The sequence below is a fragment of the Hydrogenophaga sp. UC242_50 genome (assembly GCF_042697355.1).
Classification (GTDB): domain Bacteria; phylum Pseudomonadota; class Gammaproteobacteria; order Burkholderiales; family Burkholderiaceae_C; genus Hydrogenophaga.
Genome location: NZ_CP170553.1, coordinates 5,105,666 through 5,121,162, shown reverse-complemented (window position 1 = coordinate 5,121,162; position 15,497 = coordinate 5,105,666). Strand labels below are relative to the sequence as shown.

The 15,497-nt window shown below is 62.0% G+C and carries 12 protein-coding genes and 3 pseudogenes; 7 read left to right on the top strand and 8 right to left on the bottom strand.

The annotated features are described in order from the left end of the window. Window positions 1-45: 45 nt before the first annotated feature. The 4 genes from ACFJGX_RS26115 to ACFJGX_RS26100 all read left to right on the top strand — a co-directional run bounded on the left by ACFJGX_RS26115 (window position 46) and on the right by ACFJGX_RS26100 (window position 3,724). Complete coding sequence (locus ACFJGX_RS26115; protein WP_382327364.1) at window positions 46-1,203, top strand: TniQ family protein; 1,158 nt, start codon at window positions 46-48, stop codon at window positions 1,201-1,203. A gap of 76 nt (window positions 1,204-1,279) precedes the next feature. Then, entirely contained in the window at window positions 1,280-2,194 is a 915-nt protein-coding gene (locus tag ACFJGX_RS26110) for a TniQ family protein (RefSeq protein WP_382328815.1), read from the top strand. A gap of 27 nt (window positions 2,195-2,221) precedes the next feature. Then, on the top strand, window positions 2,222-2,746 hold the full coding sequence (locus ACFJGX_RS26105; protein ID WP_382327363.1) for a hypothetical protein: 525 nt from the start codon (window positions 2,222-2,224) through the stop codon (window positions 2,744-2,746). 504 nt (window positions 2,747-3,250) lie between these two features. Further along, window positions 3,251-3,724, top strand: a complete 474-nt coding sequence (locus ACFJGX_RS26100; protein ID WP_382323296.1) for a hypothetical protein — start codon at window positions 3,251-3,253, stop codon at window positions 3,722-3,724. Between the two features lie 129 nt (window positions 3,725-3,853). On the opposite strand, the gene istB is transcribed toward ACFJGX_RS26100, so the two are convergent. After that, window positions 3,854-4,645: an IS21-like element helper ATPase IstB gene (gene istB, locus ACFJGX_RS26095; protein WP_382327361.1), complete on the bottom strand. Its 792-nt coding sequence runs from the start codon at window positions 4,643-4,645 to the stop codon at window positions 3,854-3,856. Then, window positions 4,635-6,180, bottom strand: a pseudogene (istA, locus tag ACFJGX_RS26090) (IS21 family transposase). The gene istB and the pseudogene istA overlap by 11 nt, the downstream one beginning before the upstream one ends. 143 nt (window positions 6,181-6,323) lie before the next feature. Here istA and ACFJGX_RS26085 point away from each other — a divergent pair. The 3 genes and pseudogenes from ACFJGX_RS26085 to ACFJGX_RS26075 all read left to right on the top strand — a co-directional run. Beyond that, the gene (locus ACFJGX_RS26085) at window positions 6,324-6,566 is read left to right on the top strand and encodes a hypothetical protein (protein ID WP_382323299.1); all 243 of its coding nucleotides are present in this window, start codon (window positions 6,324-6,326) and stop codon (window positions 6,564-6,566) included. After that, window positions 6,563-7,771 (top strand): HNH endonuclease, encoded by a 1,209-nt coding sequence (locus ACFJGX_RS26080; protein WP_382323300.1) that lies wholly within the window; start codon window positions 6,563-6,565, stop codon window positions 7,769-7,771. The genes ACFJGX_RS26085 and ACFJGX_RS26080 overlap by 4 nt, the downstream gene beginning before the upstream one ends. Before the next feature lie 192 nt (window positions 7,772-7,963). Then, a pseudogene (locus ACFJGX_RS26075) lies at window positions 7,964-8,631 on the top strand (IS30 family transposase); the annotation flags it as partial. 138 nt (window positions 8,632-8,769) lie between these two features. Here the strand turns inward: ACFJGX_RS26075 and ACFJGX_RS26070 are convergent. The 6 genes and pseudogenes from ACFJGX_RS26070 to ACFJGX_RS26045 form a co-directional block, all read right to left on the bottom strand. Next, complete coding sequence (locus tag ACFJGX_RS26070) at window positions 8,770-9,702, bottom strand: hydroxymethylglutaryl-CoA lyase (protein WP_382327360.1); 933 nt, start codon at window positions 9,700-9,702, stop codon at window positions 8,770-8,772. Next, a complete protein-coding gene (locus tag ACFJGX_RS26065) occupies window positions 9,702-11,201 on the bottom strand; it encodes a sugar ABC transporter ATP-binding protein (protein WP_382323301.1) in 1,500 nt (499 codons plus the stop codon). The genes ACFJGX_RS26070 and ACFJGX_RS26065 overlap by 1 nt, the downstream gene beginning before the upstream one ends. A 44-nt stretch (window positions 11,202-11,245) precedes the next feature. Continuing rightward, complete coding sequence (locus ACFJGX_RS26060) at window positions 11,246-12,304, bottom strand: strictosidine synthase (protein WP_382327358.1); 1,059 nt, start codon at window positions 12,302-12,304, stop codon at window positions 11,246-11,248. Between the two features lie 11 nt (window positions 12,305-12,315). Then, complete coding sequence (locus tag ACFJGX_RS26055; RefSeq protein WP_382325889.1) at window positions 12,316-13,185, bottom strand: SMP-30/gluconolactonase/LRE family protein; 870 nt, start codon at window positions 13,183-13,185, stop codon at window positions 12,316-12,318. An 81-nt stretch (window positions 13,186-13,266) separates the two neighbouring features. Beyond that, a pseudogene (locus ACFJGX_RS26050) lies at window positions 13,267-14,204 on the bottom strand (ABC transporter permease); the annotation flags it as partial. A gap of 223 nt (window positions 14,205-14,427) precedes the next feature. Continuing rightward, window positions 14,428-15,471 carry a sugar ABC transporter substrate-binding protein gene (locus ACFJGX_RS26045; protein ID WP_382327356.1) on the bottom strand — a complete coding sequence of 348 codons (1,044 nt, stop codon included), beginning with the start codon at window positions 15,469-15,471 and terminating at the stop codon, window positions 14,428-14,430. Window positions 15,472-15,497 lie beyond the last annotated feature (26 nt).

Below are 15,497 nucleotides of genomic sequence, written 5' to 3'. Positions count from 1 at the left end.
CGGCGGCCACACCGCTCGGGTCCATGTTCATTTGGGGAGCGTGCCTTGAAGTTCATCGCAAGTCCAGAGCCCTTGCCTGACGAGAGTCGATCCTCTTGGATCTTGCGAGTCTGCGGTGCACATGGTTACCCCATGAATAGATTCTGCAAGTACGTGGGACTGGATCCGTTCCGAATTGACTGGGATTTTGGAGTCGATTCAAAGCGTTGGGCTGCACTTGCCGCGGATTCGGGACGCTGCCTCTTATGTTTCGACAGGAACGACCACGACTGGTGGCTGGTCAAAAAGCTGCACAACAGTCCGGTCTCTCCTTTGTACGTCGATAGAAAACCTGCGAGCCGCTGGTGCTCCGCTTGTTTGGTTGCCGACTCAACACCGCATCTTCGATGGTACTGGCGCATATCAGAGCTTCAACGATGTCCGTATCACGATACGAGGCTATCGATTCGATGTTCTTGGTGTCATGGCTTCATGAACCTTTCATCCGCACACATGCTTGGTTTCGGAAGGAAACGGGGCGCAGCGAATCTGGCTGGATGCGCCTCGTGTGGCATGCCCTTTCTCGTCGATGGAGTTCACGAACCTGCTCCACCAGCAGTCCTGGCGTCTGCGGGCCATGGTTTGCCTGATCCCATGATCTCCCTTCGCCAAGTTATGAATCGGAGGGCCCTTTCTGAGTTATCCACTCGCGGGGAAGCGCTAGTTGCCTCTCACGGTTCCGCAACTCCAACGGCGCTTTCAGCGCTGGTGCTCAATCTCGCTTCGTCCAACTCGTTGCCCACGTGGCCGGTTTACGATGCCGGCTCATTCGCAAAGAAGCAGGCCGATCTCATCCAAGAATTCTCCACGCCTCGTGACTACGTGCTGCTCAAGTGGTGGGATCTCTTTTCGATGAGAAAGACTCTCGAACGCCAACTCGAGATAGAACGTAAGAGGGTTTTTGGAACCGACTTCAGAATTGTCTTTGCTACTCGCCACGTCCTTCCTTGCAAGCCAGCGTGTACGACAGGCTTCTGGACACCGGTTGAGTCGAAGAAATGGAGCGCGCCTCTGGCAATGTGGACGCGAGTGCGAGTTGCCAAAGCGCTATTGATGATCCGAAAGGAGAGAGCTCTTCAAAGAGAGCGCGCGTGCCAGGGACTGGGCACGGAAGAAGAACAGGCTCAAATCAACTCATACGCTCAATGCTACAGGAGGTACTGACGTGCTGAGCGATCCGTCGTTTCCCCTCAGGGACGTAGTTCGGCCTGGTGAATCAGGTCAGGGTTATGTGCTGAGGATGGCGACGGACAATGGGCTTCGCGGGTTGCCCTCCGTCAAGAGCGGATTGGGGCGGTCTCGCTTTCACACACTGGATGCGAGCGATGCGATGAGACTTTCCAGGTGGTTCGGTGCGCCGCAGGCTGATCTGGCGGAGGCCCTGGGGCGCATCTCGAGGAGTGCTGCTGAAGAAGGGTTCTCTTATGCTGGCCGAGAGATCGGCAGGAGCTACTTTCTCAATCGCGGACGTCCGCGGGTGTGTCCTCACTGTTTGGTTCAGCATGGGTACTGCCGTTCTGCGTGGGATTTTGTTCTTGTGGCGGCTTGTCCGCAACATGTTTGCGCATTGGAGGACCGGTGCCCTGTGTGTGCCCGAGCGCTCGATTGGAACAGGCCAAGCCTTATGGTATGTCAGTGCTGGTCAGATCTTCGAAGTTGGAGGCCGGCTGCCGTCGACCTGCATTCGCTCGAACTGGCCTTCGCTCGCTGGGTGGCAGTGGCCGTTGCTCCTGCCTCCATTGACCAAGACCGGGGCAGTGCGGTTGAGGCAGGGCAATTCGGGCTGCTGAGGCTGCTACGACCTTTGTCCCTTGGAGCTGGCCTCTCCCTCACCTATGCTCTCGCCAGCACGGCTGAATACTCCTTGGGAATGACGGGTCAACGCGTTCGGAAAAAGACCTCGTTGCTTCATGCGAGACAAGTACTTCAAGCAGCAGATGAGCTCGTCCGGAGGATCTCCGAAGGGCAGCCTATTGCGTTGAGAGTAAGTCGGCGCTCCGTAACGCTGGCGCTGCTCTATGAAGCCATGAGAAGGGCGAAGTGTCCTGAGGATGGATCCATCGCCCTCTCGCTCCTTAGCCACATCCTGAGACAGGGTGGCCGTACGAAATGGACGGGGCGCTATGGACAGCTATCGCAGATGTCGCTGTTCTGATGCCCCAGTTCAAGCCGACTTGCTGCGTTGGCACTTCAGCGCTACAAGCTCATATTTGTGGTTCACGGGGAACCGTTTGTGTTTAAGACGGTGCCCGTCGCAGCTTATGACGGGGGAGCTATGACCAAACGCGTGAATATCAGCCCTTTTGACTGTGCGCCACCCACTTCCTATCGAGTGCTCGACGCCACAGAGTTCGAGAGTCTACTGGCTGAAAGAGAAAAACAAGGTCCGGTAACCTCCGACTTGCCGGCCCCGCTCATCATCAGCACGAGATCGCCGCAGGGAAGTGGGTACCCCGCGTTTCAGCTGGATGCGCGTCTGAACCTCGCAGTATTTTTGAAGCTTAGGCAGCTCTATGCCGCCCGTGGAGCCTCAGAAACATTCCTTTGGGATTTTCTGAGAACCATTCACGGGCCGTTGGACCGAACCACTGGCATCGACTTTCTGTTGGGGTTTTACAGTCCGGCGATCGCAGCAATGTGCGACTCCGAGCGCGAGGAGCATTTTTTAGAGCTTGCGGAGCTGGATATCTGGGCAGTTCTCAGTTGAGGCCTTTGCCATTCCGACTTCCGGCCTATCGAGTTCCATCCCGTTCATGGGCGTTGAAAACATTGGCTCTCAGCGGAAGCCTGGCCAGCAGGACTATATGCTGAAAAGCCTTCATACGCTGTACAGCGTATGGTTCTTCGGAGGGAGGAGCGGCTGAGGGAGAGGGTGTTGAATTCCATCGATCTCTGACCCGAGATTTCTATCGAGTACTGCGTCACCTGCCTTTTGCGCGAAGCAACTCACGGTGTGGACAGGTGTGCCAGCACAACGGCAACATTCCTCCATCGTCGCAATGACCGCCACTTTGGCAGCGACGGCCTACCGAAGCTTGTAGAGTCGGTTGCGGCCACATATGATCGGTCGCGACAACGACGGCCGCCTGAAACCCGGCGGCGACATCGGAAAGCAACGTAGCCGACTTAGAGCGCCACTTCAGGCAGAGGGTGGTCGAATACACGTCGCTATACATGCCATCTCCCTCCGTCAATCCTTCAGAAGGGCCCAATGTTTTTCATCGAGTACTGCCGTTTCAATGGCAACACCACGCAGGCGTGCGCAGAGGTCATCGCCTTGCTCAAGGATGCCAAATTCAGTCACGCTGTCTTTTCGACATCTCCAACTGAAAACGACGGCACGGCAAGCCCAAATGACGGTCCAGACACGAACTGGCCCTACTTCTCAGCAGTGATTCGAGTGGGCGACAAGGTTCATGTCTTCGATTCCACGTTGCTCAGCGCCGCGCGCTACCCGCGAGGACTTGAAGTGCGCGAAATCCTGAATGTTGCGCAGAGCACTGGCAGCGTCTACTTCACTCAAGGGGTTGCAGGCTTCACTGCTGGCCTGTCTCCCGAGATTGCCGCAAGGTGTTTCACCGGAGTACAACTGACACCGCTGACGCAAGAGACGCGCTCTGATTTCTGGTTGAAGGTAGCCCGTGGTATCCCAGAGCATGAATTCTTCCGCCAGCCCAGCGTTTAACCTGCCGTGTACAACATGCTGCGTTACGCCCGGGACGCTTTGCCGTTAGCTGTGCATGTTGAATTTCACTGATCTCTGACCCGAGATTTCCATCGAATACTGACCCACCCGTTGTGTGAGCAAAGAAGCTCACGGTGTGGATAAGTGCTTCGTTTTCTCCTTTTCAGATCTAGGGCTCGCAGAGCTGTTTTTGAACCGATAGCTATCGTTTCCAGTCTCCAGGATATGGCATCGGTGAGTCAGCCGGTCCAAGAGCGCGGTCGTCATCTTCGCATCACCGAAGACGCTGGACCACTCCCCGAAGCTCAGGTTCGTGGTGATGACGACGCTGGTTCTTTCGTAGAGTTTGGACAGCAGATGGAACAGCAGGGCCCCTCCTGACTCGCTGAAGGGCAGGTAGCCCAGCTCGTCCAGGATGACCAAATCGACATGCATCAGTCGATTTGCCAAGTGCCCTGTGCTTCCATTCGACTTCTCGACCTCCAGCGCATTGACCAGTTCAATGGTCGAGAGGAAGCGAACGCGGCGATGCTGGTTCTCGATGGCCTGGACACCGATCGCAGTGGCCAGGTGGGTCTTTCCAGTTCCAGGTCCACCGACGAAGACGGCGTTGTAGGCCTTGTCAAGGAAGTCGCCTCTGTGGAGCTGTCGGACCATGGCCTCGTTCACCTCGCTCTGCGCGAAGTCGAATCCGGCAAGATCTCGATAGGCAGGGAACCGGGCCAGCTTCATTTGATACGCCATCGAACGCACTTCCCGTTCTGCGGTTTCTGCCTTCAGCAGTTTTGCCAGAATGGGTTGAGCCGCTTCGAAGGCAGGCGCCCCTTGGTCACCCAGCTCCGCAACCGCATGGGCCATGCCATGCATCTTCAGGCTTTTGAGAAGAGCCACGATGGAAGTCGTTGCGGGATCATGTCCCATGGCGAACCTCCTCGTTGAACCGTGCCTTGCGCAAAGAGTCGTACCGCTGGACGTTCGCTTGAGGTTCCGTCGAGAGCTTCAACGCCTGGGGCGCCTTGACTTCCGCAACGGCCGTCTTCCCGTCCACGAGGCGGTGCAGGACGTTCAATATGTGAGTTTTCGTGCGCAGCACCCACTTCCAGAGCCGTCTCGACCGCTGCAAGGACAGCTTGCTCGTCGTGGTGCAGGACCAGGGCCAGGATCTCCACCATCTCCCGGTCACCTCCTGGCTTCTTGAGCAACATCGCCTGGAGTCGTTTAAATGACGTCGGCAGCTCTGCAAAGGGCGCACCGTTCCGAAGTGCTCCCGGCTTTCTCTGCAGAACAGCGAGGTAGTGCCGCCAGTCGTAGATAGTCTGCCCTGTGCTGTCGTGACGCCGGTCGATGATCCGCTTGTGCTCGCAAACGACCTGGCCCTCCGCGACAACCACCAGCCGGTCGGCATACACCCGCAGGCTGATCGGGCGGTTGGCAAAGGATGCCGGGACGCTGTAGCGAGTGCGCTCGAACGTGACTAGGCAGGTCGGAGAAACGCGTTTGGTATGTTCCACGAAGCCGTCAAACGCAGGCGGCGGTGGCATCAGGTAGGGTTTTTCCTGGGCCCAGATGTCCGCCACGGTGCCTGGCAACTGGCGATGCGCAATCTCGTTCCACAGTGCCTTGCAGCGGGTTTCCAGCCATGCGTTGAGTTCAGCCAAGGACGGGAAGGCTGGGATGGGCTGCCAGAGGCGGTGTCGAGCGTCCCGAACGTTCTTCTCAACCTGGCCCTTCTCCCAACCGGAAGCCGGGTTGCAGAACTCGGCCTCGAACAGGTAGTGGCTGACCATCGCATTGAAACGGGCATTGACGTCGCGGTCTTTGCCGCTTCGGACTTTATCCACAGCCGTCTTCATGTTGTCGTAGATGCCGCGCTTGGGCACGCCTCCGAACATCACGAACGCGTGGTTGTGCGCGTCGAACAGCATCTCGTGCGTCTGCAGCAGGTAAGCACGGACACTGAAGGCCCGGCTGTGGCTGAGCTTGACGTGCGCTACCTGGAGCTTGGTGCGCTCCCCATCGATGACAGCCCAGTCTTCGCTCCAATCAAACTGGAACGCTTCGCCCGGCCCGAAGACCAGCGGAACAAAGGTCCCGCGGCCAGCCGTGCGCTGCGCTTCCTGCCGTTCGGCCTGCCACTTGCGGTGGAAGGCCGCCACTCGCCCGTAGGAGCCGTCGTAGCCTAAAGCCACCAGGTCTGTGTGGAGCTGCAGCAAAGTGCGCCGCTGTTTGCGCGACTTTGTTGCCTCGATCGACAGCCATGTTGAAAGTTTGTCGGCGAATGGATCGAGCTTGCTGGAGCTCGCACGCCTGGCGTAGCGGGGCTCTTCATCGCCCGCCCGCAGGTACTTCTTAACGGTGTTGCGAGCCAGGCCTGTACGCCTGGAGATCTCGCGGATGGACATCTGCTCGCGCAGTGCCCAGCGTCTTATGACACTCAGTGTCGCCACGTCTATCACTCCTGAAATCTCCTGCTGCCAAAAGCAGCAGGATAGGGTTCTTACGTGGGTCAGCTTTCAATGGAAATTGATGCTCTAACTGGGTCAGTTTTCAGTGGAAGACAACACGGGGCTAGTTTTTCATCCAAAAATGATCCATCGACATGGAGTTTTTCCATTCAGGTTTGAACCGCTTGCAAGCTCCATTGCACTCTCAGAAATTCTCGATGTCCCGGATCAACAAAGACGACATTGATGGATCATCTTTTGACGGAAAACCGAAGTGGGGGCGCCACCTTGAGCGAGGGTGCGAAGTAGCGGACGACACTAAGATGGCCGATATGGATCTAGACGAAATCGACATCGCTGAACAGTCTCAAGACAATCAACAGGAGGGAGACAGGTGAATTCTGACGAAGCGTGGAACCGGCTCAACACGGTGACCAATGTGGCCATGCGTCGCTGGACATCGGCCAGGCCTGGCTATAAGACCTTCAAGCTTGAGCGCCATGGCGATGGTGAACGTGCTGTGTACCAAATCATCATCCAGGAAACAGGCCGCGAGCCCAGATGGTTTGATAGAGAGCGATTCGATACGTTCTGGAAGCTTTGGGCTGAAGGTAAGCGCAACCCAAACGACTATCGAAACGTCGGTCCCGCCGGAGGTATGTACAAGCATGCTTACTACATGCTGCCGATAGCGACAGCCCTTGAAGCGAGGAGGGAAGCTCACACGAGTGCACCGAAACGCGAGTTCAAGTACGGCGAAAAGCAGACATGGCAGATGGCTGTCGATGCCGTGAGGGCCTTGGGTGGAACCGCGACAATTGACGAGGTCGAGCAGTACCTCGCAAAGCAGAATCCACTTTTCAAGCCGACGAACGTGCGACCTGACCTTGATTTGGTCACGGTAAACGCCTTTGGCCGGGCGAACTGGTCTCCAAACCAGAAGCCACGTGTCGTCGACGGCTCTAGCCCCCTCGACCTCCTGTTTGTCGAGGAACGAAGCACTCGCACATACACGTTCTACGATCCCGAAATTCATGGAGTTTGGGAATTGGCCGCCGTGCCAGGTGACACGAAATTGCGGCCGCGGCGTCTGGACATTCCGCCGACGGAAACAGAACTTGATGCTTTGCGAGACGAACTCGAAATTGAAGATGAGTTCGATCCAAACGACGACACTGATGCAAGAACAAAAACCTTAGGTGCCATCGCCAGACGGCAAGGCCAAACGGGGTTCAGGAAGGCGCTGCTGAGAGCCTACGACCGACGGTGCGCTTTTACCGGCTGCGACGTCGAGCAGACGCTCGAAGCTGCGCACATCCGGCCATATTTAGGCGAACGTACAAACCTATTGGTGAACGGCCTGCTACTTCGATCCGATCTTCACACGCTGTTCGACTTGCGCCTAGTACGCATCAATCCCAATGACATGAAGATTGAGATTTCATCGAAGGTGAAGGGTAACCACTACAAAGCAATCTCTGGGGCGATCGTGAGGTCTCCGTCGGCCAATGCAGAAAAGCCGAGCTTGGCGGCGCTGAAGTGGCACTGGAACGGATGCGCCCTGAACTTTCCACATGATGGCATCGAGGATCTGGCCGCTTAAGCTATCGGAAGACGCGCGCGGTCGCTTCCGGCTATTCCAGTCCTTCGTGATCGGCCAGCCCAGCACAACGTGACCAGGCAGTCTGCTTCGAGCTGCACAGGAAGACCGATCGACTTGATCAACCCCCACTCATCCACTGCCGGCTTCCTTCTCTTGAATATTGGTCGCAGCGTGCGCGGCGGCTAGACTTCCGCTACCGGCGGCGGATTCCAGCCGGCTGGGCGATCCCGCGCATTGAGTGCGTTGACGCTGTCTGAGCGCGAGGAGATATCTAGATCGATGGTGGCAGGCGAATCGATTCGATCAACTGCAGCGCGGCTCGGGCGAGCACCATCGACGATCAGCCGAGAGATTCAGCGCAATGGAGGCGTCGATGCTTATCATGCAGCCTTGGCCGATGAAGCTACCTGGGATCGAGCGCGGCGCCCCAAGCGTTGCAAACCGCGTGAGAACCGCGCCTTGGCCCGCAGCGTGGCGGACAAGCTGTGCATGCTCTGGTCGCCAGAACAAATCGCAGGCTGGCTCAAGCATACTAATCCGAGCGACGAGAGTCTTCACGTGTCACACGAGACCATCTCCGCAGTCTGTTCATGCAAGCGCGTGGCGCCTTGTAGAAGGAGCTGTTGGCGCACCTCAGGCGTACCCGTGGAATGCGCCGCTCTCGTCACTGCACGCAGAAGAAGGCCATTCATGGGCAATCGTCGATGCCGTTTCGATCAGCGAGCGCCCCGCCTGCGTCGAGGACCGGGCGGTGCCTGGTCATTGGGAAGGCGACTTGGTCTTTGGCAGTGGCAATAGCCAGATCGCGATTGGTCGAACGTCAGACGCGATACGTCATGTTGATCAAGCTCAGTTTGAAATCACACCTGCTACCCGGGAGGCTGTACAGGCGTGGATCAAGAAAGCTGGGCTGAATTCTTGTTCCCCAGCCGGATACACGATTCGCCCTGAGAGTACTTGGCCCCCGACCCGCATAGCCCGCACCTGCCGAATGCAGATCAGTTCGGCAAGCTACGGGCAAGAAGGGCACGTGTGACTCTTGAGCCAGGCGAGCGCTGGAGTACCACGGAGATCCAGTCCGAGACGGCCACCAACTGGTCAAGGTCGATACCCGTGCGCAAGCCCTGGCCGTGCAGCAGGTACACCAGGTCCTCAGTCGCCACGTTGCCGGAGGCGCCCGCCGCATAGGGGCAGCCGCCCAGCCCCGAGACGGAGCTGTCGAAGGTGCGCAGTCCCATCGCCAGGGACGCTGCTACATTCGCCACCGCCATGCCGTAGGTGTCGTGGAAATGGCCAGCCAGCTGCGCGGCCGGCAGGTGGCGAAGGCACGCCTCGAGCATGGCGGTCACCGAGGCGGGCGTGCCCACGCCGATCGTGTCGCCGAGCGATATTTCCTGGCATCCCATCTCCTGCAGCTGCAGGCACACCTCGGCGACCTTCGCGGGCGCAATCGGCCCTTCGTAGGGACAGCCCACCACGCAGGACACATAGCCCCTGACCCGCACCCCGTGGCCGCGTGCGGTCTCGACTACCGAGCGAAAGCGCTCCAGGCTGTCGCGAATGGAGCAGTTGATGTTTTTCTGTGAGAAGCTTTCGGAAGCGGCGCCGAAGACGGCCACCTCCTGACAGCCGCTGGCCAGGGCCGCCTCCAGGCCATGCAGGTTGGGCGTGAGGGCGCTGTAGCGCACGCCGGGCCGCATCGGCAGACGGGCCATCACCTCGGCACTGCTCGCCATCTGCGGCACCCAGCGCGGCGAGACGAAGGAGGCCGCCTCGATGTGCTGCACCCCGGCATCCACCAGTCGCTCGATGAGCGCCACGCGGGCGTCCACGTCGATGGGCTGGCGCTCGTTCTGCAGGCCGTCGCGCGGCCCGACCTCCACAATCCTCACGAAACCTTCCACGGTCTGTTCTCCTGCGGCCGGCCGCATCAGTGCACGGCCGCGTACATGATCTTTTCTTCCAGCGCGGTCCCGGGCGTGAACTCCTCGACCACGCGGCCCTGGCGCATCACCAAGATGCGGTCGGACAGCGCCAGGATCTCGGGCAGGTAGGAGGAGATCACCATCACGGTCAGGCCGTCGTCGGCCAGGCGGTGGATCAGTTGGTGGATCTCCGCGATCGCGCCCACGTCCACGCCCCGGGTCGGCTCGTCGAAGATGACCAGGCGGGGCCTTTGCACCAGCGACTTGGCGATCACCACCTTCTGCTGGTTGCCGCCGGAGAGCTCGATCACTTTCGCGTCGCCGCTGATGGCGCGGATGTTGAGCGATTCGCGCCACTGCTCGGCCAGCTGGGCCATCTCCGCGTAGCTCACCAGCGCGCTCCCGCCGGAGGGGGCCGCGAGCTGGCCAGCGTGGATGTTCTCGGCGATGGACATGGTCTCGAAGAAGCCCTCGAGCTTGCGGTCCTCGGTCACGTACACGATGCCGTCCTTCACGGCGGGGCGCGGGGTGCGGTAGCGCACCGGTCGGTCATCGAGCAGGATCTCGCCGCCGTGCAGGAAATCGCGCTTCACGACGCCTGCGATGATCTTCGCGGTCTCGGTGCGGCCTGAGCCGATGAGGCCGAAGAAGCCGGTGATCTGTCCTTCGTACAGCGAGAAGGCGTTGTTCTTGACGATGTTGCCCATCGACAGGTTCTTGACGCTGAGCACCTTGCGCCCGCGCGGGCGACAGGGGCGATCGCGGCCCTTGCTGCCATACAGGCTGTCCGAGAGATCGCGCCCCACCATGGCCTTGACGATCTTGTCGCGGTCCAGCCGGGCGGCGTCTTCGGTGAGCACGTGCTCGCCGTCGCGCAGCACGGTGATGCGGTCGGCGATCGCCAGGGCCTCTTCCAGCGCGTGCGAGATGAAGACGATGGACACGCCATCGCGCTTGAGGCGCTCCACCAGGCCAAAGAAGTGGTGTTTCTCTTCCGGCGTGAGCGTGGCCGTGGGTTCGTCGAAGATGATCAGCCGGGCCTTGTGGTGCACCGCCCGCGCGATCTCCACCATCTGGCGCTGCGCCGCGCCGAGTTGCGAGACCAGTTTGGTCGGGTCCACGTTGAAGTTCAGGGACTGCAGGAACTGCTGCGCGGCGATGTAGAGGCCGCGCAGCCGGTTGAAGAAGGGTTCGTCGCCCAGGTAGAGGTTCTGCGCGACCGTCAGCGACGGCACCAGGCTGGTCTCTTGATACACCATGGCGATGCCGCTGCGCAGCGCGGCGTTCGGCGTCTCGAACAGCACCGGCTCGCCCTCGAGCAGGATCTGCCCGCTGGAGGGCCGCACGGCCCCGGCCATCATCTTGGTGAGGGTCGACTTGCCGGCCCCGTTCTCGCCGAGCAAGGCATGCACCTCGCCCTTGCGCAGGGTGAAGTGGATGTCCCTGACCGCAAAAGCGCCCCGGTAGTCTTTCGACAGGCCGCGCAACTCCAGAAGAATGCTCATGTGCAATGTCCGTTGGGTGTCAGGCGAGCGGTGCCGCCACGAGCTCATCGCCCCCGCGACTGGCGCAGCCAGAGTTCGCCGCGCCATTCCAGCGCGCTCGTGATGCCGTGCCGCCGCCCATCGGCCCGGCTGTGCAGGCTCGACACCGGCGCGAAGCCAGCGTCCAGCCGCACCACCAGCCCGTACGAACGGGTGGGCGCCCAGGGCTTGAGGATGCCCATCGACTTGATCGCTCCGCCCTGCAGCGGCTCCCTGAAATCGCGCCCGGAGGACAGCGCAGGCGCCACCCAGAAACCCTCGGGCACCTCGGCCATCATGCGGTGCAGGAACTTCGGCTCGCGCAGCACAAACTCCACCAGCTGGCTGCGCGGTGCGAACACGCACAGCCAGTCGCGACCGCCTGCGGCCGGGCTCAGGCGGCCCGGATAGCCCGGCAGGTCGGCCAGCAGCACCGTGGGCGCGCCGCCATCCAGCGGCAGCTTCAGGAGCCGGTGGCGCCAGCTCTCACTGACGGCGACACCGCCATCGGCGGTGCGCGCCAGGCCGTTCGGAAAGGCAAGGCCACGGGCGAGGCAGCGCGCGCTCGCCTGCCGCAGGTCCAGCAGCCAGACCGCGCCACTCTTCTCGCCCGCCATCAGGTCGCGCCGCCAGGCGCTGCAGCGCTGGCACGCAGAGCCTTCGGCCACCACCAGGCGGTGTTCGTCCAGCGCCAGCACCGCCGTCGGGCAGGCCGCCCGGTAACCCCCCAGCTGGCCGATCTCGCGGCCGGTGGAAGGTCCTCCTTCGAGCAGCAGGCGACCGTCGTCCAGGCCGACCACCAAGGTCGCGCCGTCCAGCGCCGCCAGGCAGGTGATCTCGGCACCAAACGACTTCAGCCGCACGCCGACGCCACCCTCGGCCTCCACGCGGTAGAGGGCATCGCCGCTGCTGTGGCAGAGATGCCCGTCCCACCGCACGAGGTTGTCCGGCGCGGCCACGGCCTGCGCGCTGCGTGCGGCCTCCAGCGCCTGGTTGGGCTGCAGGGCACCGTCCATGGGAGGCACCGTCACCGCGTGCTCGCCGCGCCCCAGCAGCGCATCGCCCAGCGAGACCAGTCGGTCCATCACGCGCGCCATCATGGCCGCTCCCCCCAGTAGCTTCGCTCGGCGGTCCATGTCGGGTCTGCGCCGGCCACGCGGTACTTGCCGATCCGGTTGTTGAGCAGGCCGCCCAGGTACAGGTAACCCTTGTGCTCGCGCATCGAGGTGATCATGGGATGGTTCTCGCCCCCGAGGTCCCACAGCGACTCGAGCACCTCGCCGTGTTGGTTGAGCTTGAGCACGCAGCCGGTGTTGATGTTGGGGAAGATCAACTCCTGAGGCGATACGCGGCGCGCCATGCGGCGCCGGAAACCGGGCATGCGCAGCGCGAGGTCCATCGACGGCGTGCGCATGCCGACCAGGGCGACCCAGTAGTGCCCGTCCGAGGCGCGGTTGATGTTGTCGGGGTACCCGGGCAGGTTGCCGATCACGCATTCCGTGGTGCCCGCGCGCGGGCCGCTGAACCAGTGGCGGTTGATGCGGCACGCCCAGGTTTCGGCGAAGAAGAACGACTCGCCATCGTGCGCCATGCACACGCCATTGGGGAAGATAAGGTTGCGGATCACGGTGCGCGTGCGGTCGGTGCGCGGGTCGTAGCAGATGATGCGGCCGTTGCCTCGGCTCTCCAGCGCGTCGTAGGCCCAGTTGTGCATCTCGTAGCGCACCGTGGCTTCGCTGAAGAACACGCGTCCGTCGGGCGCGATGTCGAGGTCGTCCGCCAGCTTCAGCCGGGAGTCGTCGATCACCGACCACGCGGTGCGGTGGGTCTCGTCGGTGAGCTTGCGCACCTCGCGCTGCGGGCTCACGCTGTAGAGCCCCATGCCGGCAATGCAGACCAGCAGGTTCCCGTCGCGATCGAAGGCCAGGCCCAGCGGGTGGCCGCCGACGTGGGCGAACAGCTCCATCTGCTGGTGGTCCGGGCCGAGGAAGCGCACGATGTCGCCGTGCCGCGTGCCGGTGTAGAGGTGGCGATCCCGGTCGAAGATCACGTCCTCGGGCCCCTCCACCTGACCCAGGCCGATCAGCTCCACGTCCTTGAGCCGGTCGTTGACCGCGAACGGCGTGGCGCTGTCGGCATCGGTGGCGGGGGCGGCCGGCAGGTCCAGATAGGCCGGCGACACGTACACCTTCGCCAGCAGCTTGTGGCGGTTCTTCAGCCAGCGAACGTCGATGAAGATCGCCGCCAGCAGGATCAGGCCCAGGGCCAGCGAACCGGCGCCGCTCTGGAAGCCGATGCGCACCAGGCCGTTGGTGATCACCAGCACGATCACCGCGCCCATCAGCGCTTTCATGACCGAGCCACGCCCACCGCCCAGGCTGTTGCCGCCCACCACGGCAGCCGTCAGCGCCATGATTTCCAGGCCGACGCCGGTGTCCGATCCCGCGCTGGACAGGCGCGCGGCATACAGCAGGCCGGCCACGCCACACAGGGCACCCGAGGCCACATAGGTCAGGCAGACCGCGCGCCGCACCGGAATGCCCACGTTGTAGGCCGATTTGCGCGACCCGCCGATGGCATGATGTGCCAGCCCGGCCGCGTGCGGCTGAGGAAGAGGTGGGCGCCCAGCGCAAAGAGCGCGGCCAGGCAGAAGCTCAGCGGAAAGCCCCAGAGCGAGCCCCCTCCCAGGAAGTCCCAGACGCCAGACGTCGGGATGTTCGTGGCGATGTCGACCGCATAGGCCAGCAGCAGCATGTCAACCACGGCTCGCACGATGATGAGCGTCACCAGTGTGGTGAGGAAGGCGCGCAGCCTCAGGTAGCCGATCAGCACCCCGTTGAGCAGCCCCACGGCGGCACAGGCCAGCAGCACCACCGGCACCACCGCCGCCACCGGCCAGCCGTGCACGTTCATGAGCAGCAGCGCGACGAAGTTGCCGAGAGCGAAGTTGGACCCCACGCTGAGGTCGATGCCACCGGCCACCATCACCAGCATCATGGCGAAGACGATGAACGAGAACTCGCCGAGCTGGCGCGCGCTGTCGCCCAGGCTGCCGAGCGAGAGGAAGTTCGGGATCAGCGAGCCGAACACGGCCAGCACCAGCACCAGCGAGAGGAAGGGGACGCTGTTGTCGATCCAGTTCTTGGACAGCACCTCCCCGACCACGTGGTCGGGGACGTACCGTGAGCGCCATCGCGCCAGGGTGTTTTCAATGTTCATCGTGTCTTGCGCAACGGAACAGGCCGGGCACACGGCCCGCCCTGTTCCCTGCCCTTACTTGCGGACGTCGGCCAGGTTCCAGCAGGAATCGGGGCGCAGCGAGGCCTTGTCGATCACGGTGATGGGGGTGATGCGCGAGACCATCGCGGCAGGCCGCGGCTTGGTCAGCAGGTCGCGCGTGACGGCGACGAGGTCGTCCGACTGTTGCTTCACGTTGTAGGTCATATAGGCGCTGAAGTTGCCGTTGCGCAGCGTTGCTGCAACCCGTCATGGCCGCACCGCCGTTGGTCACCAGGAACACCTGGCCCTGCCGCTTGGCTTCGCGGATGGCGGCGGCGGTGCCGGTGTCGTGGCCGTCCCAGAAGCCGATCACGCCGCACAGGTCGGCGTGCTGGCGCAGCACGGTATCGGTGACCGCCCGCGCCTTGGACGCATCCCAGTCGGCCGCCTGGTTCGACACCACCTTGATCTCGGGGTGCCTGGACAACACGTTCTGCACGCCCTTCATCTGGAACGTGCTCGCTGCCGCCGTCAGCACGCCTTGCACGATGCTCACCTTGCCCGATTTGCCGCTGCCCTTGCCGCACTGGGCGACCACGGCGTTGGCCATGGCCTCGCCGATACCGATCCAGTCGGCACCCACGAAGGCGCTGGTGTTGGTGGCGGAGCGCATGTTCACCTGCACCACCGCGATGCCCGCGTCCTCCGCGCGCTTGAGCAGGCGGGCATAGGACTGGATATCGGGGTTCTGCACCAGCAGCACATCGGGCTTCTCGGAGATCAGCGAGGTGATCGCCTGGGCGCCCGCGTCGGTGCTCCAGTTGGGGTCGCGCACCACCCATTTCGCACCCAGCGCCTGCAGCTGTTTGCCCGCCATCGCGTTCCAGCCGTCGGTGAGGTCATAGCCGAGCGAGGTGGGCACGAAGGCCACCGTCTTGCCCTTCAGGGGCGTTTCCTGCGCGAACGCGGCGGTGGTCACTGCGGCACCGAGCCCCAGGGCAAGCAACAGGCGGATTGTGATCTGGCGTTTCATGGTGATGTCTCCTTCGGGTTGGAACA